Raw genomic sequence first — 16,966 nt, 5'->3', positions numbered from 1 at the left:
CGACCTCTACCGTGTCAAGGTAGCGCTCTCCCCCTGAGCTACGCGCCTGCAGCCCACAAATGTACCGACTAGCGGGCTATACGTCAAGATCTGCGCAATATCGGCAGTACATTAAAGCGCCAGATAAAGCCCGGGATGGCAAAAACGGCGAACATGCACAGGGCAACCACATAAAACTCCCAACCCTGATCGTGGATCTGACCATCCAGACTACGCTCCATACCCATACCGATGACGCCAACGATGAGATACATTACCAGCCACTCAAGCAGATACCACTGCAACGCTTTGTCACCGGCTGCGGCACGGAAAAAGAACAGACGATTACTCAGCCACGGCAGATTAGCCGCGATAAAAGCCAGTGCGATATAGGCTAGCGCCCAGTCTTGCATACTCATCAGATCACTCCCTGCATGGCGTAGAAGCAAAAGGCCATCAGCGGCCCCGGCAGGATGCCGAGCACCAACAGCGCCAGACTGTTAATGCTTAATGCGGTACTGGCCAAGTCATCACGCACGATAATCCCCGTCTCGGCATCCGCTTTGTCAAAGTACATCACTTTGACCACGCGCAGATAATAAAATGCCCCGATCACCGCCAGCAGTACGCCGATCACCGCAAGCCAGACATAGCCGGCGGCAATCACGGCCTGAAACACCGCCAATTTGGCATAAAAACCCACCGTCGGCGGCACACCCGCCATGGAGAACATGATGATCAGCATCAGGAAGGCATACCAGGGCTTGCGCTGCGCCAGGCCCTTGAAGTCATCAATGCGTTCCGCCTCAAAACCCGCCCGGCTGAGCAGCATAATCATGCCAAAACCGGCCAGGGACATCAGCACATAGACCACGGTATAGAAAAACGCACTGGCCAGTCCTGCCTCGGTGCCTGCGACAATGCCCAGCGACAGGAATCCGACGTGACCGACGGTGGAATACGCCAGCATCCGCTTAATATTCTGCTGGGCAATAGCGATCACATTACCGACCACCAGAGACACCAGGCTCAGCGCGACAAAAACCTGCTGCCAGGATTCCAGCATTCCGTAGCCACCGTCTACCAGTAGACGGATGATCAGGGCGAAGGCGCCGATTTTTGGTGCCGAGGCGAGGAAGGTTGTCACCACCGTGGGCGCGCCTTGATAGACATCGGGTAACCACATATGAAAAGGCGCCGCGCCCAGTTTGAAGGCAATACCAGCAACAATAAACACGATGGCAAAGACCAGTACCAGGTTACTCGCAGTCACATTCACCAACGCGCCGGCAATATCCCGCATATCCAGGGTCCCCGTCAGGCCATAGAGAAGCGACATGCCGTAGAGCAGCATTCCAGAGGCCAGGGCGCCGAGGACGAAATACTTCAACCCGGCTTCCGTCGCCACCACACTGTCGCGATAGAAGGCAACCAGGGCGTACTGGCTCAGCGCCAGCAGTTCCAGCCCGAGATATATGCTGAGCAGGCTGCCGCCCGAGACCATCACCATGATGCCCAGCAAGGCAAAGAGCAGCAGCACGAACACTTCGCCCCGATAAATGCCACGATCCACGAGGTAGCGCCTGGAATAGAGCACCACCATCAATACAGCGAGATAGCTGAACAACTCCGCGACGTTGGTGAAGGGATCGAGAACGAAGAGACCGGCAAAGGCTGTACCGCTCTGCCCCATCTCAAAAATGGTCAGCACGGCGGCACCGATCAGGGTCAGCACCGTCAGTACTGCCGCAAGATCACGCAGACGATCGCCCCAGAACAAGTCCGTCAGCAAAACAACGCAGGCCATCGTCAGTACCCAGATTTCCGGTATGGCGAAAGTCCAGTGCATAAGGAATGAATTCATAGGCAAAGTCCTTTACGCCGGAATTTTGGAGAGAGACACCTGAGTCACCAGGTGCTGTACCGAGCTATGCACGATATTGAGGAAGGGCGCTGGCCAGAGCCCCAATAGCAAGGTAAAGACCGCCAGGGTACCCAGTACAAACATCTCCCGACCATCAAGGTCTTTCAGCCCGGCCACCTCGGGATGGGTAACGCCGCCAAAAATCGCCCGCTTGAAGAGCCAGAGGGTATAACTGGCGCCGGTAATCAAGCCAGTGGCCGCCAGAATCGCCGCCCAGGGGCTCACCTGATAGGTCCCGAGCACCACCATAAATTCGCCGACAAAGCCGGAGGTGCCCGGCAGGCCGACATTACCCATGGCAAAGAGCATCATCAGCGCCGCAAAAATCGGCATGACATTGGCCACACCACCATAGGCTTTTATATTGCGGGTATGCATCCGGTCATAGAGCACCCCAACACAAAGGAACATGGCCGCACTGATAAAACCATGCGACAACATCTGGATAATACTGCCCTCAATCGCCACACTATCGAACACGAAAAAGCCCAGGGTCACGAAACCCATGTGGGCGACGGAGGAATACGCAATCAGCTTCTTCATGTCCTCCTGCACAATGGCCACCAGCGCGACATAAATGATCGCGATGAGGGACAAGAGAATCATCAGCCAGGCCAGCTTATGACTGGCATCAGGCACAATGGGCAGGCTCAGACGCAGGAAGCCGTAGGCACCCATCTTGAGCATCACCGCCGCAAGAATGACGGATCCCCCTGTCGGCGCCTCTACATGGGCGTCGGGCAACCAGGTATGCACCGGCCACATGGGGATTTTCACCGCGAAGGCGAGGAAAAAGGCCAGGAAGATGAGGATCTGCGCGGTCATCCCCAGAGGGGTTTTCTGAAACACCAGCAAACTGAAGCTGTCACCACTGTGGAAGTACAGGTAGAGCAGCGCCACCAGCATCAGCACCGACCCCAGAAAGGTATACAGAAAGAACTTAATGGTCGCGTAGACCCGTCGCGGACCACCCCATACCCCGATAATCAGGAACATGGGGATGAGCATGGCTTCCCAAAACACGTAAAACAGGACGGCATCCAACGCACAGAAGACACCAATCATCATGCCTTCCATGATCAGGAAGGCCGCCATGAACTGCGCCACCCGCTCCTGCACATTCCGCCAGGAACTGATGACCACCAGCACCGTCAGGAAACTGGTGAGCAAAATAAACCATAGGGAAATTCCGTCGATACCCAGGTGATAAAAAATATTCAGGGAAGGAATCCAGGCGACCCGCTCGCTGAACTGCATCGCCGCCGTATGCGTATCAAACCCGGTGAAAAGTGGAATGGTCACGGCGAAGGCGGCCAGAGACACCACCAGCGCCAGCCAGCGCGCAGCCTCGGCACGGCGATCACCCACCGCGAGGACCAGCAGACCACCGATGATCGGCACCCAGATGGCATAACTGAGGAGGGATGAATGCGTCATACCCTATCCTCTCCAGACCGCAAAATAAGTCATGAGCAGAATCAACCCGATAATCATTGCGAAAGCATAGTGGTAAATATAACCCGTCTGGACACGCCGCCACGACAATGCCGCTTTACCGATCTCACGGGCAGTACCATTGACCATGATACCGTCGATGAGACGCTCATCGCCCACATGCCAGAACAAACGGCCAAGTTGCAAGACACCACGCACCAGAACCGTCCGGTTGAAAGCGTCAAAACCGTATTTGCTCTCCAGCACCCAGATAAAAGGACTGAGGACACGGGTCAGCATCACTGGCAGACCCTGGTGCAGCCAGTAGAACCAGGCAGCAACAACGATTCCAGCAAGTGCCAGCCAGAACGGCCAAGCCAGTACACCGTGCAGCAGGAACGCTCCGGCACCCTGCCAATGCGCGCTGATCTCTCCGACTGTATTCCATGGCGGGGCGATCACCAGGGAAGAATCAAGGAAGTGCCCAAGACCGACAGGACCGATATAGGCCCAGCCTGCATAGGCCGCCGGAATGCTCAGGGCAATCAGGGGCACGGTAATCACCCTGGGTGATTCGTGCAGATGCGCATGGGTGTGGGCATCCATACGGGGGGTACCATGAAAGACCAGAAAGAACATTCGGAAGGTATAGAGTGCCGTGACGAAGGCGCCTGCCACCAGCATGAACTCTGCCCAGCCGGCGCCGGGCAGGGTCGAGAGCCCTACGGCTTCAATAATGAGGTCCTTACTGAAGAAACCGGCGAAGGGTGGCATGCCCGATAACGCCAAGCTACCGATCAGGAAGGTGATATAGGTGATGGGCATGGCCTTGCGCAGTCCGCCCATTTTGCGGATATCCTGCTCGTTAGCCATCGCATGAATCACCGAACCTGCTGCCAGGAATAACAATGACTTAAAGAAGGCGTGGGTCATCAGATGGAAAATTGCCGCGGAAAAAGCGGAAGCGCCCAGCGCCGCGGTCATGTAACCCAACTGGGAAAGGGTCGAGTAAGCAATGATGCGCTTGATGTCGTTCTGCACCAGACCGATGAGTCCCATAAAGAGCGCAGTCACCGCACCGATGATCAGCACCACGGTAAGGGCCATCGCTGACTCTTCATAAATCGGTGACATCCGCGCGACCATAAAAATACCCGCAGTGACCATGGTCGCCGCATGGATCAGGGCGGAAATAGGGGTCGGGCCCTCCATGGATTCCGGCAGCCAGACATGCAAAGGCACCTGCGCCGATTTACCCATGGCGCCAATGAACAGGAGCAAAGCTATCCAGGTCAGTACGCTCCAGGGATGACCCGGAATGATTTCTACCGTCTGCCCCACCAGATGGGGTATAGCCGCGAATACCGTGCGGTAATCCAGACTGCCAAAATAGTGATACACTGCGGCAATACCGACTAAAAAGCCGAAATCGCCGACGCGGTTGACGATGAATGCCTTAAGTGCCGCGACATTGGCACTTTCCCGCTGGAACCAGAAACCGATGAGCAGGTAGGAAACCAGACCCACCGCTTCCCAACCAAAAAAGAGCTGGAGAAAATTATTGCTCATCACCAGCATAATCATGCTGAACGTGAACAAGGCAATATAACTGAAGAAACGCGCGTAACCCGGATCACCATGCATATAACCGATGGTATAAAGATGCACACACAGGGATACAAAGGTCACAATGACCAGCATTAGTACCGTCAGGCTGTCGATATCAAAACCGACAGATACCGGCAGATGCCCTAATACCGCCCAGGTATAGACATTCCCGTAAAAGGTGATGCCGTGACTGGCCTGCCAGAGCACCGCTAAAGACAGATAGAAGGCAATAGCCACCCCGATGATAGGCGCCCAATGCGCCTGCTCCCGGAGCTTCCAGCCCCAGAAACCGGCCACCAGGGCACCCACCAGCGGCGCCAACGGAATGGTCAGATACACGGCAAGAGGGGGAAAGGCGTTTAACCAGTCAAAAACCCACATATCAACCCCTCAACTCGTCGATATCATCTACATCGATGCTATGACGATTGCGGAAATAGGCGACCAGTATCGCCAGACCAATCGCCGCTTCGGCAGCCGCCACGGTAAGAATAAAAAACACAAACACCTGTCCGTCGAGATTACCCAGATAACGGGAAAATGCGACTAGGTTGATATTCACCGCCAGCAGCAACAATTCAATGGCCATCAGCAGAATGATGACATTCTTGCGGTTGAGGAAAATGCCGACCACGCCGATGGAAAAGAGTATCGCTCCAAGGATCAGGTAGGCCGCCAGGGTTGGTTGTCCAGCACTCATGATTTAGGCTCCCGCAAATCCACCAGATGCACCCGATCTTTGGCGCGCACGGCCATCTGTGCACCAATATTCTGGGTTTTGGTACCGCTCCGGCGCCGCAAGGTCAGGGCGATGGCGGCAATAATCGCCACCAGCAGAATAACCGCGGCAATTTCAAATGGGTACAGGTATTGGGTATAAAGAAGAACCCCCAGTGCCCGCGTATTATCGGCATTGGCCGGTATGGCTGCGGGTGCGGGAATATGACCCAGCGGAGAAGTCCAGAAAACAACCACCAGTTCCAGCACACCGAGGATAGCAATGGCCAGACCTAGTGGCAGATAGCCGAGAAAGCCTTCTTTGAGACGCGCCAGGTTGATATCCAGCATCATCACCACAAAGAGGAAAAGCACCATCACCGCGCCCACATAAACCAGGATCAGGACCAGCCCCAGGAATTCTGCTCCCAGCAGGATGAACAGGGCGGCCGCATTAAAAAATGCCAGCACCAGATACAAGGTCGCGTACACCGGATTACGCGCCGTTACCACGAGGGTTGCCGAACCCAGCAGTATGGCGGAGAAAATATAAAACAGAATCGTGGTTACTGGCAGCATGGCATCCGTTCTCCGTCAGCGATAGGCGCGATCAACATCGCGATCGGCAGCCAGCTCCGCTTCCAGGCGATCGCCGTTGGCCAGCAGCATGTCTTTGGTATATATCAGGTCGCCGCGAGTTTCGCCATGATAAGACAGCACCCGGCTTTCAACGATGGAGTCCACCGGACAGGACTCTTCACAAAGTCCGCAAAAAATGCACTTGCTGAGATCAATGTCATAGCGCGTCGTCCGCCGTGTACCATCGCTACGGACGTCGCTTTCGATGGTAATAGCCAACGCCGGACACACGGCTTCACAGAGCTTGCAGGCAATGCAGCGTTCCTCGCCATTCTCGTAGCGGCGCAAGGCGTGCAGGCCGCGGAAACGCGGCGATTGCGGCGTCTGCTCTTCGGGGTATTGCACGGTAATTTTTCGCGCAAAGAAATAACGACCGGTAAGCTGCATGCCGCGCAGCATCTCGGTCAGGAAAAAGGTGTTGAACCATTGCTTGGGGCGAAATTGCATATTGTTCTCCTCAGCGCAAAATGGCACGCAAGGGCGTTTCCAGAGCAACGCCGATTACGACAATCCAGGCGATCGTCACCGGGATAAACACTTTCCAGCCCAAACGCATGATCTGGTCATAGCGATAACGGGGAAAAGTGGCGCGAATCCACAAAAACACATACAGCAGGAAAGCCGTTTTCAGCAATAACCAGACTATTCCGGGTATCCAGGTGAGCAATGGTGTATTGATCGGCGCATACCAGCCACCGAGAAAGAGCACCGTCGTCAGCAGGGAAACGAAAATCATGTTGGCATATTCAGCCAGGAAGAACAGTGCAAAGGCCATCCCGGAATATTCCACATGGAAGCCCGCCACAATTTCTGATTCGCCTTCCGCTACGTCAAAAGGGGCGCGGTTGGTTTCCGCTATGCCGGAAATAAAGTACACCAGAAAGAAAGGGAACAGTGGCAGCCAGTACCAGGACCAGAAACCGCCGCCTGCCTGGGCTTCAACGATTTTAGTCAAATTCAGGGTCTGGGCCAGCATCAGTACCCCCACCAAGGCAAAACCCATGGCGATTTCATAAGCCACCAACTGCGCTGCCGCACGCATGGCCCCCAGAAAGGCGTATTTGGAATTGGACGCCCAGCCCGCGACAATGATGCCGTATACACCCAGACCGGCAATAGCCAGCACGTAGAGCAGGCCACCGTTCATATTGGAGATGGCCACATCCGGACCAAAAGGAATGGCCGCCCAGACCAGCAATGCCGGCACAAAAGCCAGCACGGGTGCCGCCAAAAACAGAAAGCGATTGGCGTTGGTAGGAACGATCACTTCCTTGAACATCAGCTTGATCGCATCCGCAATCGGCTGCAACGAACCCCTGAAGCCCACCCGATTAGGACCCAGACGTACCTGTATATAACCGATCACCTTACGCTCGGCCAAGGTCAGATAGGCCACGCCCAATAGTAGCGGCACCACCACAATGATGATCTTGATCAACGACCAAAGGATCGCCCACCACGCCGTATTCTGCAAATCATGCATGGCTCTGCCTCCTAAGCACTGGCCGCAACGGCAGGCAGTGTCGCCATGGTCACCGCGCAGGTTGCGTATGTGGCGCCTAATGCGGCAGTTTCGTTATACCCCGCCGGCACCCAGACAGTACCCATCGGAATCCGCACATCCAGTACCAGAGGCAGCGAGATCTTGCCACAGTGACTGCTGATTTCGACGGAGTCCCCGCGCAGGGCCAGCGCCTTGGCCTGATCTGGATGCATTTTCGCCACGGCGGGCTGGGCGAGGGGCGCGGCACGCCGCACCAGTGGATCGCCCTGATAGATGGACCAGTCACCCAGACGGCATAACCCATCGGCAGACATGGGCTCAGGGACCGGCTCCAAAGTGGGAAAAGCATGGAAAGGCGGCACATCCAGCGCATAGTCCCCGATTGCGTGCTGCCAAGCGGCGGTTACTTCACTCAGTTCATTAAACTGGAATCCAGACAGCTTAAGACCGTCACCGAGCACGCGCAGTATCTTCCAGGCGGGACGCGCCTCGCCCGGCATTTTTACCGCTGCCCGAAAGGATTGCAGGCGCCCTTCATTATTAACGAACGATCCGGAGCCCTCGGCAAAAGCCGCCATGGGCAGAATCACGTCAGCATACTGTTTCGCTTCGCCGGCAAACTGCGTGATGCTCAGCACGAACTCCGCTTTTTGCAAGGCCGCCAACGCCGCTGCGCCGCGCATCGCGTCCACACCCGGCTCTGTGCCTAGGAGTACGAAACCCCGCATATCCGCATCCCAAAGCGCATCGGCGGGCAGCCCCGGCGCAGGCGCCGTATGCCCCCCTGGCAAACGGTGGGGTACACAGCCACTCAGCCAGGCCCCGGCGCTATTGGCCTCTTGCGCCAGCCAGCCCACCCGCCCGCCCGCCAACTCGGCAAGCGTCTCAATCTGTGCAATCATCGCCGCCGCCTGCGGGTGGTGCAGCAAAGCACTACCGATGAGAATCAGCGGGTTGTCTGCCGCGAGCAAGTCGCTCGCGACATGCGCCAAGGGCACTGCGTCCGCCTTCTCAGCATGACCGGACAACTGGCTGCAGAGCGCCTCATAGAGGGCCAGATCAGCACCTGCATCCGCCACCAGTTGGGTTACGGGATAGTTGAAATCCCGACGCAGGCTATCGATGGCAATCACTTTACCGCCCTGCAACACGGACTTACGCAGACGATGGTTGGTCAGCGGCTGCTGTTGCCGCGGAAAGGCGTGGCAAAGCAGCACAACGGGTTCGCGCTCCAGATCTTCCAACGCCATGTTCAGAGCCGGATAGGTCGGCATCGCGGCATCCGCACGGAAATCCTGCTGACGCAGACGATGGTCCACATGCGGGCTGCCCAGACCGCGCAACAGGGCCTGGAAAAGCAAGAGCTCTTCGTTGCTGGACTGGGCCGAAATCAGACCGGCCAGTCGTCCCGCACCATGCCGGGCGATCATCTGCTCCAGTCCTGACAAAGCGGCATCCAGCGCTTCCGCCCACGAGGCCTCACACCACACTCCATCGACACGCAGCAAGGGCTGCGTCACGCGATCCTCGGCTTGCAGGCCGGTATAGGCGTAACGTCCCTTGTCACAAATCCAGTCTTCATTCACCGCCTGATTGGCACGTGGCAGTACCCGCAACACTTCACGGCCCAGACTCTGCACATCGGTATTACAGCCCGTCGAACAATGCGGGCAGAGTCCCGGTGTATGCTTCAACTCCCAGGAACGCGCCTTATAGCGGAAAGGTTTACTGGTCAGCGCGCCCACCGGGCAGAGGTCAATCATGTTGCCGGATAATTCTGACTGCACTGCCTTGGCGACATAGGTACCAATGGCCATATGCTCGCCACGCCCTGTCGCCCCGAGCTCCATGATCCCGCCGATCTCCTGGCCGAAGCGCACGCAGCGGGTACACTGGATGCAGCGGGTCATTTCCGTAGCGATAAGTGGCCCGATATTCTTGTCCTCCACGACCCGTTTCTCTTCCGTGTAGTGGCTGTGCGGGTTAGCAAAGCCCATGGTGATGTCCTGCAAGGGACATTCACCACCCTGATCACAGATGGGGCAGTCCAAAGGATGGTTGATAAGCAGAAACTCCAGCACCCCCTGCTGTGCCATCTTCGCCTTGCGCGAAGCGGTCGCAACCTTCATGCCATCGGCAACGGGCGTCGCACAGGCCGGCAATGGCTTGGGAGCTTTTTCTACATCCACCAAACACATGCGGCAATTGGCCGCGACCGACAATTTCGGGTGATAGCAGAAAAACGGGATATAAATCCCCAAAGACTCGGCGGCCTCCATAATGGTGGTCCCTGGTGCCACCTCAATGGCCTGCCCGTCGATTTCGATGTGCGGCATCAGGCAACTCCCATGCTGATCAGGCAACGCTTATGCTGAATGTGGTATTCATATTCTTCGCGGAACAGGCGGATAGAGCTGACCACCGGAGCCACGCCGCCATCGGCCAGGGCACAGATAGTGCGGCCCTCAATGCGCGAACCCACATCCAGCAGCAGTTGTAAGTCCTCTTCTCGGCCCTGACCGTTTTCGAGGCGATGCATCACCCGCCACAGCCAGCCCATGCCTTCCCGGCAGGGCGTACACTGGCCGCAGGATTCATGCATGTAAAAGCGGGCAATACGCTCCACCGTTTTCACAATGCAAACACTGTTATCTATGATAATCACCGAACCCGCGCCCAGCGCCGAACCGGCTTTGGAGATGGAGTCATAGTCCATGGTCACATCCATCATGGCGGCACCCGCCACCATGGCCGTGCTGGTTCCCCCGGGAATGACCGCCTTTAACTGGCGACCCGGTCGCAGCCCGCCTGCCATCGCCAACAAGTCCTTAAAGGGCAAGCCCATGGGCACTTCATAGTTACCCGGCTTCTGCACATGACCCGTCACCGAGAAAATTTTGGTGCCGCCGTTATTGGGCTTGCCCAAATTCAGGAACCAGTCACCGCCCTTGGTGATGATGTCCGGGACTGAGGCGAAGGTTTCCACATTATTGATGGTGGTAGGCCGTCCGTATAAGCCGTAACTGGCCGGGAATGGCGGTTTGAAGCGCGGCTGCCCCTTCTTCCCCTCCAACGCCTCCATCAGCGCCGTTTCCTCACCGCAGATGTAGGCACCCGCGCCCCGATATACATACAGATCAAAGGAGAAATCGGTGCCGAGAATGTTCTGTCCGAGATAACCCTTCGCGTAAGCCTCTTCCAGCGCCCCTTCCACAATATGGATCGGTTCCACAAATTCGCCGCGGATGAAAATGTATCCGGCACTGGCCCCCATGGCGTAGGCACCGATAATCATGCCCTCAATCAGACGATGGGGTTCATAGCGCATGATGTCCCGGTCCTTGCAGGTACCGGGCTCACCCTCGTCGGCATTGCAAAGCAGATACTTGGTACCCGTCACCCCCTTGGGCATAAAACTCCACTTCAGCCCGGTAGGGAAACCAGCGCCACCCCGGCCACGCAGAGCAGATTTTTTTATCTCGCTGATGATCTGATCTGGCGCCATGGGGTCCAGCAGCACTTTGCGCAGAGCGCCATAGCCCCCGGTCCCGGCATATACGGAAAGACGGTGGGAGTCGGGCAAACCACGATTCTGCAGCGTAACACCATTAACGAACATCGTCGGCCCCCCCACGTAATTCCGCCAGCAAGGCATCCAGACTCTCCGGAGTCAAATTCCCGTAATAGTGATCACCGACCTGCAGCATCGGTGCGTCTTTACAGGCACCCAAACACTCCACTTCCTGCAGGGTAAAGAGACCGTCTGCGGTCGTCTCACCAAGGCCCACCCCCAGACGCTCACTGAGGTGCTGAAGTATCGCGTCAGAGCCGTTCAGAAAGCAGGATACGCTACCACAAACGCAGAGCTTGTGCCGACCCACCGGCTGGAGGTCGTACATACTGTAAAAGGTAGCCACCTCATAGACCTGAATCGCCGGGATGCCGAGCAGATCGGCGACATACTCCATCACCGCATCACTCAGATAACCCTGCTCCTCCTGGGCAATGCGCAGCGCCGCCAACAGGGCGGAACGTGCCTGATCCGCCGGATATTTGGCCCGTTCACGGGCAATTTCTGCCAGAGACTTTTCCGATAACATGGCTTACCTGTCGATCTCGCCGAAAACAATGTCCATGGTAGACAAAATAGCCACCACGTCCGCGATCATGTGTCCCCGCGCCATCTCATCCATGGCGGCAAGATGCGGGAATCCGGGTGCCCGGATTTTCATCCGGTAGGGCTTGTTGGCACCATCGGAAATCATGTAAATGCCGAATTCCCCCTTGGGGGCCTCCACCGCGGCATAGACTTCGCCCGCGGGGACCGCCATGCCCTCGGAGAAGAGCTTGAAGTGATGAATCAGCGCTTCCATGCTGGTTTTCATCTCTTCGCGGGGCGGCGTGGCTACTTTGAAATCATCGGTAATCACCGGGCCGGGGTTCTTGCGCAGCCAGTCCACACACTGGGCAATAATCTGGTTGCTCTGCCGCATCTCGGCCACACGAACCAGATAACGATCATAACAATCCCCGGTTTTACCCACCGGAATGTCAAAATCCAGTTCCGCATAAGCCGCGTAGGGTTGCGTACGCCGCAGATCCCAGGCCACCCCGGAAGCCCGCAGCATAGGACCGGTGAAGCCCAGTTGAATGGCCCGCTCCGGTCCCACCACGCCGATACCCACGGTGCGCTGCTTCCAGATACGATTATCCGTCAGCAGGGTTTCATACTCATCCACATAGGTGGGAAAACGGCGGGTAAAGTCTTCAATAAAATCCAGCATGCTGCCCTGGCGGTTGCCATTGAGTTCCGTCAAACGCTTAGCGTTCCGGTAAGGAGACGGCTGATACAGGGGCATCTGTGCCGGCAAATCACGGTAGACACCACCCGGGCGATAGTAGGCGGCATGCATGCGCGCACCGGACACGGCTTCATAGACATCCATGAGGTCTTCCCGCTCGCGGAAGCAGTAGAGAAAGACACTCATCGCACCGACATCCAGCGCATAGGCACCCAGCCAGAGCAGATGATTGAGAACGCGGGTAATCTCGTCGAACAGGGTGCGGATATATTGCGCGCGGACAGGCACTTCGACACCGAGCAGTTTTTCCACCGCCAGGCAGTACGCATGTTCGTTGCACAGCATCGACACATAATCGAGACGGTCCATATAAGGCAAGTTCTGCAGATAGGTCTTGTTTTCCGCAAGCTTCTCTGTGGCCCTGTGCAGCAAACCGATATGGGGATCGGCGCGCTCGATCACCTCACCATCGAGCTCCAGCACCAGACGCAGCACGCCATGGGCAGACGGATGCTGCGGCCCGAAATTCATGGTGAAATTGTTAATTTCGGGCATTGTAGCGACCCTCCTCTTCCTCGCGGATGATACGCGGCACCACCACGCGCTCCTCAGTACGCGTCGGCTCGTAGACCACCCGGCCCTGATCCGCGTCGTAGCGCATTTCCACCGTACCAACCAGGGGGAAATCCTTACGGAAGGGATAACCTACAAAGCCATAGTCCGTGAGGATACGCCGCAAGTCCGGGTGACCGTCAAAGAGAATCCCGTAAAGATCAAAAGCCTCACGCTCAAACCAGTTGGCCGCCGCCCAGATATCCACTACGGATGGCACAATCGGCAGATCGTCATCGGCAAAAATACGCACCCGCAAGCGCTGGCGATGTTTCAGGGAGAGCAGATGATAGACCACGGCAAAGCGCGGACCCTCCCAGAGTCCATCGCCGTAGTCGACATAGTCCACGCCGCAGACGTCCACCAACAAATCAAAGGCGCAGTCCGCGTCATCCCGAAGCCGGAGACACGCCGCTAAAAAACCCTCACGGGACAACTCCACGGTCAACTCACCGCGATCCATCCGCGCGTTGCGCAGTGTCTCCCCCAGTGCTGCGCCCAGATACTGGCGCAAATTTTCGAGTGCGTCAGTCATGGCTCACCTGGCAATGGTATTGGTGCGACGGATTTTTTTCTGTAACTGAATCAGGCCGAAAAGCAAGGCCTCGGCAGTAGGCGGGCAACCCGGCACATAAATATCCACGGGCACGATGCGGTCACAGCCCCGCACGATGCTGTAGGAATAATGATAATAGCCGCCGCCGTTGGCACAGGAACCCATGGAGACTACCCAGCGGGGTTCCGGCATTTGGTCATAGACCTTGCGCAAGGCTGGCGCCATCTTGTTGACCAGCGTCCCCGCCACGATCATCACGTCGGACTGGCGCGGACTGGGACGGAAGACAATGCCGAAGCGATCCAGATCGTAGCGCGCGGCGCCAGCGTGCATCATCTCCACCGCACAGCAGGCGAGACCGAAGGTCATGGGCCAGAGAGAACCGGTACGGCTCCAATTCACCACGGTATCAATACTCGTGGTGACGAAGCCTTTTTCGAGGATACCTTCTATTCCCATTCCAGCGCCCCCTTCTTCCATTCATAAATGAAGCCAACGACCAGAATGGCAAGGAAAATCATCATGGCGAGGAAACCCACCATCCCGATCTGATCGAAGACTACCGCCCAGGGAAAGAGGAACGCAATCTCCAGATCAAAGAGAATGAAGAGGATAGCCACAAGATAGTAGCGTACGTCGAATTTCACGCGCGCGTCCTCAAAAGCCTCGAACCCGCATTCATAGGGTGAGAGTTTTTCGCTGTCCGGCTTGCTTGGCCCCAGCGAAGACCCCATCAGCAGCGGGACTACGCCAACCACCAATGCAACGAGCAGAAATATGAGCACTGGCAAATAGTGGTTCAACATCCCCAACCCCCTCCACCCAATACAGGCCCCGGAAAACCTCATCCAAAGCCACCTATAAATTATTTTTTTATATGAAAATCAGAGTCGCACATGAAACCGGAGACAAAAAAACAGCCCTATGGGCTGCAATTTGGTGCCGAAGACCGGACTCGAACCGGTATAGCTTGCGCCGCCGCCCCCTCAAGACGGTGTGTCTACCAATTTCACCACTTCGGCTTAACGTTTAAAACTCTCTCATGACACGCCAACCACGTCAAGGCTTGACGGGGGGTTTTCCTGCAGAAGCAGAAGAAACCGCACCGGCCACCGGCCCCGCTGTCGTTGCTGCCGACTGCATCGGAGCAGCGACGACTGGCGCTACAGGTACCGCTGTGGTCACTGGCACTTTGCTAGGCAAAGTGATACCAGAAACCGTACTGCTGCTGGAGTGGTCGGAAAGATAGGCCAACCCAAGACTGTTCAGAAAAAATACGGCGCCAATCACGGCGGTAGTATGGCTCAGGAAATTACCTGCGCCACGCGCACCAAAAACCGTCTGCGAACCACCACCCCCGAAGACCGCGCCAATATCGGCACCTTGCCCTTTCTGAATCAGAATAAGCCCCACCAGCACGATACAAATGATGACCTGGAATACCAGCAACGCCGTGTACATCGACTCAGCCTCCTCGTCCTGCCGACTCGGCAGCACGACAAATTTGGATAAACTCACCCGCCTGCAAGGAAGCACCACCGACCAATCCACCGTCAATGTCTGCCTGGTCAAAAAGTGCGGCTGCATTGTTACCTTTTACGCTTCCGCCGTAAAGCAGTAACAGGCGTTTGGCAAGATGCGCCGAATAAGCGGCTACCAACCCACGGATGAAAGCATGTACCGCCTGTGCCTGTTCAGGGCTGGCACTCAGACCGGTGCCAATGGCCCAAACGGGTTCATAAGCAATGATCATATTGGATTGGCTCGCCTCGAGATTTAACAGCGGCAGAACGGCTTCGACCTGACGGCGCAATACCGCCTCCGTGGTGCCTTGCGCACGCTCCGCCTCTGTTTCACCTACACAAACCACTGGGATAAGGCCTGACAACAGTGCCACTTTGACCTTCTGGGCGATCTGCGCATCGCTCTCCGCAAAAATCTGCCGCCGCTCTGAATGTCCGATCAGCACATAACGGCATCCCATATCACGGAGCATGGCCCCGGATATTTCTCCCGTATAGGCGCCGCTGGCCTCCCAGAAGAGGTTTTGCCCACCCCAGCGCAAGGCGCTGCTTTTAGCCTCCTGAGACACTGCGTGGAGCAGGGTAAAAGGCGGGAAGATCACCACCTCAGGGCGCATCGGCTCCAGTCCGGCATGGAGAATGGCTTGAGTAAGATGCACTGCATCCGCACTCAAACCATTCATCTTCCAGTTTCCTGCTACCATTGTGGGACGCACGGCAATTCTTCCTTATGATCAATGTCCACGACGACCTCATCGTCCCCTGGGGGTTGCCGACGGCACGGTCATGATTATCTAATGTAGCGGCCAGTGTAAAGATTCAGTCTCGAATGGTCAATTTAGCGGTCCCGGGACCGTGTGGGTAAGGGCCAGCTTGACCAACTCTGTGGTCAGCATCGCCGCCACGTCGGCCGCCACGTCGGCAGAGGCCGCCTCTACCATGATCCGTAATACGGGCTCCGTACCGGATGGCCGTACCAGTAAGCGTCCGGTTCCTCCCAGACGATCCTCCGCCTCCGCAATGAGTTGATGCGCTAATGGCTGGTCGAGCAAACTGTGCGCACCTGCCATGCGCACGCTCTTCAACACCTGAGGAAAAGGACGGTAGCCTTCACGCAACACTGCCAGCGCCGCACCAGCGCGGCGCAGGATAGCCAATATCCGCAGCGCGGCAAGGATGCCATCGCCGGTAGTGTTCGCGGGTGTAATTATGTGCCCCGATGATTCGCCACCCAGCGGATAACCATGGCGACGCATGGCCTCCAGCACATAACGGTCACCCACTGGCGCGCGCAACATGGGCACACCGCAGCCAGCCAGTGCCTGTTCCAGAGCGAGATTAGTCATGACCGTACCGACCACACCAGAGAGCTCGCCGTGCTGACACATATCCCGTGCCAGCAACCAGAGAATTTCATCACCGTCGAGTAATTCACCCTGATCGTCCACCAAGAGCAGGCGATCACCGTCACCATCAAAGGCAATGCCCATATCTGCGCCGGTGCGAAGCACTGCGGCACGCAGTGCTTCGGGATGGGTGGAGCCCACCTGATCGTTGATATTGATGCCGTTGGGCTCCGCCCCCAGCAAGTCCAGGGTGGCGCCCAACTCCCCGAAAATCATCGGCGCCACTTTGTAATTAGCGCCGTGCGCACAGTCCAGCACCTGT

At 56.8% G+C, this 16,966-nt stretch carries 17 protein-coding genes, 1 tRNA gene and 1 pseudogene; all 19 read right to left on the bottom strand.

Going from position 1 to position 16,966, the window contains the following annotated elements:
• Positions 1-83 precede the first annotated feature (83 nt).
• Entirely contained in the window at positions 84-398 is a 315-nt protein-coding gene (locus Q0C48_RS03705) for a DUF2818 family protein (protein ID WP_291521669.1), read from the bottom strand.
• Positions 398-1,843: an NADH-quinone oxidoreductase subunit NuoN gene (nuoN, locus tag Q0C48_RS03700; protein WP_291521667.1), complete on the bottom strand. Its 1,446-nt coding sequence runs from the start codon at positions 1,841-1,843 to the stop codon at positions 398-400. The genes Q0C48_RS03705 and nuoN overlap by 1 nt, the downstream gene beginning before the upstream one ends.
• 12 nt (positions 1,844-1,855) lie before the next feature.
• Positions 1,856-3,340, bottom strand: coding sequence for an NADH-quinone oxidoreductase subunit M (locus tag Q0C48_RS03695; RefSeq protein WP_291521665.1), 1,485 nt, complete (start codon positions 3,338-3,340; stop codon positions 1,856-1,858).
• 3 nt (positions 3,341-3,343) lie between these two features.
• Positions 3,344-5,326: an NADH-quinone oxidoreductase subunit L gene (gene nuoL / locus Q0C48_RS03690; protein ID WP_291521663.1), complete on the bottom strand. Its 1,983-nt coding sequence runs from the start codon at positions 5,324-5,326 to the stop codon at positions 3,344-3,346.
• A 1-nt stretch (position 5,327) separates the two neighbouring features.
• Complete coding sequence (gene nuoK / locus Q0C48_RS03685) at positions 5,328-5,645, bottom strand: NADH-quinone oxidoreductase subunit NuoK (protein WP_291521661.1); 318 nt, start codon at positions 5,643-5,645, stop codon at positions 5,328-5,330.
• Positions 5,642-6,241, bottom strand: a complete 600-nt coding sequence (locus Q0C48_RS03680; RefSeq protein WP_291521659.1) for an NADH-quinone oxidoreductase subunit J — start codon at positions 6,239-6,241, stop codon at positions 5,642-5,644. The genes nuoK and Q0C48_RS03680 overlap by 4 nt, the downstream gene beginning before the upstream one ends.
• Positions 6,242-6,256: 15 nt before the next feature.
• A complete protein-coding gene (nuoI, locus tag Q0C48_RS03675) occupies positions 6,257-6,748 on the bottom strand; it encodes an NADH-quinone oxidoreductase subunit NuoI (RefSeq protein ID WP_291521657.1) in 492 nt (163 codons plus the stop codon).
• A 10-nt stretch (positions 6,749-6,758) separates the two neighbouring features.
• A complete protein-coding gene (nuoH, locus tag Q0C48_RS03670) occupies positions 6,759-7,784 on the bottom strand; it encodes an NADH-quinone oxidoreductase subunit NuoH (protein WP_291521655.1) in 1,026 nt (341 codons plus the stop codon).
• Positions 7,785-7,795: 11 nt separating this feature from the next.
• A complete protein-coding gene (gene nuoG, locus Q0C48_RS03665; RefSeq protein WP_291521653.1) occupies positions 7,796-10,141 on the bottom strand; it encodes an NADH-quinone oxidoreductase subunit NuoG in 2,346 nt (781 codons plus the stop codon).
• Complete coding sequence (gene nuoF / locus Q0C48_RS03660; RefSeq protein ID WP_291521651.1) at positions 10,141-11,424, bottom strand: NADH-quinone oxidoreductase subunit NuoF; 1,284 nt, start codon at positions 11,422-11,424, stop codon at positions 10,141-10,143. Before nuoF ends, nuoG begins: the two co-directional genes overlap by 1 nt.
• Positions 11,414-11,905, bottom strand: a complete 492-nt coding sequence (gene nuoE, locus Q0C48_RS03655; RefSeq protein WP_291521649.1) for an NADH-quinone oxidoreductase subunit NuoE — start codon at positions 11,903-11,905, stop codon at positions 11,414-11,416. The genes nuoF and nuoE overlap by 11 nt, the downstream gene beginning before the upstream one ends.
• Positions 11,906-11,908: 3 nt before the next feature.
• Complete coding sequence (locus tag Q0C48_RS03650; protein ID WP_291521647.1) at positions 11,909-13,162, bottom strand: NADH-quinone oxidoreductase subunit D; 1,254 nt, start codon at positions 13,160-13,162, stop codon at positions 11,909-11,911.
• Entirely contained in the window at positions 13,149-13,754 is a 606-nt protein-coding gene (locus tag Q0C48_RS03645) for an NADH-quinone oxidoreductase subunit C (RefSeq protein ID WP_291521645.1), read from the bottom strand. Before Q0C48_RS03645 ends, Q0C48_RS03650 begins: the two co-directional genes overlap by 14 nt.
• Before the next feature lie 3 nt (positions 13,755-13,757).
• Complete coding sequence (locus Q0C48_RS03640) at positions 13,758-14,234, bottom strand: NADH-quinone oxidoreductase subunit B family protein (RefSeq protein WP_163098500.1); 477 nt, start codon at positions 14,232-14,234, stop codon at positions 13,758-13,760.
• Positions 14,225-14,581, bottom strand: a complete 357-nt coding sequence (locus Q0C48_RS03635) for an NADH-quinone oxidoreductase subunit A (RefSeq protein WP_291521643.1) — start codon at positions 14,579-14,581, stop codon at positions 14,225-14,227. The genes Q0C48_RS03640 and Q0C48_RS03635 overlap by 10 nt, the downstream gene beginning before the upstream one ends.
• A gap of 131 nt (positions 14,582-14,712) precedes the next feature.
• Positions 14,713-14,797, bottom strand: a tRNA-Leu gene (locus Q0C48_RS03630).
• Positions 14,798-14,834: 37 nt separating this feature from the next.
• Complete coding sequence (gene secG / locus Q0C48_RS03625; RefSeq protein ID WP_291521641.1) at positions 14,835-15,236, bottom strand: preprotein translocase subunit SecG; 402 nt, start codon at positions 15,234-15,236, stop codon at positions 14,835-14,837.
• 4 nt (positions 15,237-15,240) lie between these two features.
• Complete coding sequence (tpiA, locus tag Q0C48_RS03620; protein ID WP_291521671.1) at positions 15,241-16,002, bottom strand: triose-phosphate isomerase; 762 nt, start codon at positions 16,000-16,002, stop codon at positions 15,241-15,243.
• Positions 16,003-16,131: 129 nt separating this feature from the next.
• A pseudogene (glmM, locus tag Q0C48_RS03615) lies at positions 16,132-16,966 on the bottom strand (phosphoglucosamine mutase); the annotation flags it as partial.

Origin of the sequence: Acidithiobacillus sp., from assembly GCF_023255755.1 — a bacterium.
Lineage (GTDB): Bacteria > Pseudomonadota > Gammaproteobacteria > Acidithiobacillales > Acidithiobacillaceae > Acidithiobacillus.
The sequence above is the reverse complement of the archived record's forward strand: the minus strand, read 5'-3'. Positions and strand labels throughout refer to the sequence as shown.

Excerpts from the sequence above, each read along its gene's own strand:
- tpiA (WP_291521671.1), bottom strand. The coding sequence starts at position 16,002 with ATGGTAGCAGGAAACTGGAAGATGAATGGTTTGAGTGCGGATGCAGTG.
- nuoK (WP_291521661.1), bottom strand. The coding sequence starts at position 5,645 with ATGAGTGCTGGACAACCAACCCTGGCGGCCTACCTGATCCTTGGAGCG.
- nuoE (WP_291521649.1), bottom strand. The coding sequence starts at position 11,905 with ATGTTATCGGAAAAGTCTCTGGCAGAAATTGCCCGTGAACGGGCCAAA.
- Q0C48_RS03635 (WP_291521643.1), bottom strand. The coding sequence starts at position 14,581 with ATGTTGAACCACTATTTGCCAGTGCTCATATTTCTGCTCGTTGCATTG.
- nuoF (WP_291521651.1), bottom strand. The coding sequence starts at position 11,424 with ATGTTCGTTAATGGTGTTACGCTGCAGAATCGTGGTTTGCCCGACTCC.
- nuoG (WP_291521653.1), bottom strand. The coding sequence starts at position 10,141 with ATGCCGCACATCGAAATCGACGGGCAGGCCATTGAGGTGGCACCAGGG.
- nuoL (WP_291521663.1), bottom strand. The coding sequence starts at position 5,326 with ATGTGGGTTTTTGACTGGTTAAACGCCTTTCCCCCTCTTGCCGTGTAT.
- secG (WP_291521641.1), bottom strand. The coding sequence starts at position 15,236 with ATGTACACGGCGTTGCTGGTATTCCAGGTCATCATTTGTATCGTGCTG.
- nuoH (WP_291521655.1), bottom strand. The coding sequence starts at position 7,784 with ATGCATGATTTGCAGAATACGGCGTGGTGGGCGATCCTTTGGTCGTTG.
- nuoI (WP_291521657.1), bottom strand. The coding sequence starts at position 6,748 with ATGCAATTTCGCCCCAAGCAATGGTTCAACACCTTTTTCCTGACCGAG.
- Q0C48_RS03640 (WP_163098500.1), bottom strand. The coding sequence starts at position 14,234 with ATGGGAATAGAAGGTATCCTCGAAAAAGGCTTCGTCACCACGAGTATT.
- Q0C48_RS03650 (WP_291521647.1), bottom strand. The coding sequence starts at position 13,162 with ATGCCCGAAATTAACAATTTCACCATGAATTTCGGGCCGCAGCATCCG.
- nuoN (WP_291521667.1), bottom strand. The coding sequence starts at position 1,843 with ATGAATTCATTCCTTATGCACTGGACTTTCGCCATACCGGAAATCTGG.
- Q0C48_RS03645 (WP_291521645.1), bottom strand. The coding sequence starts at position 13,754 with ATGACTGACGCACTCGAAAATTTGCGCCAGTATCTGGGCGCAGCACTG.
- Q0C48_RS03680 (WP_291521659.1), bottom strand. The coding sequence starts at position 6,241 with ATGCTGCCAGTAACCACGATTCTGTTTTATATTTTCTCCGCCATACTG.
- Q0C48_RS03705 (WP_291521669.1), bottom strand. The coding sequence starts at position 398 with ATGAGTATGCAAGACTGGGCGCTAGCCTATATCGCACTGGCTTTTATC.
- Q0C48_RS03695 (WP_291521665.1), bottom strand. The coding sequence starts at position 3,340 with ATGACGCATTCATCCCTCCTCAGTTATGCCATCTGGGTGCCGATCATC.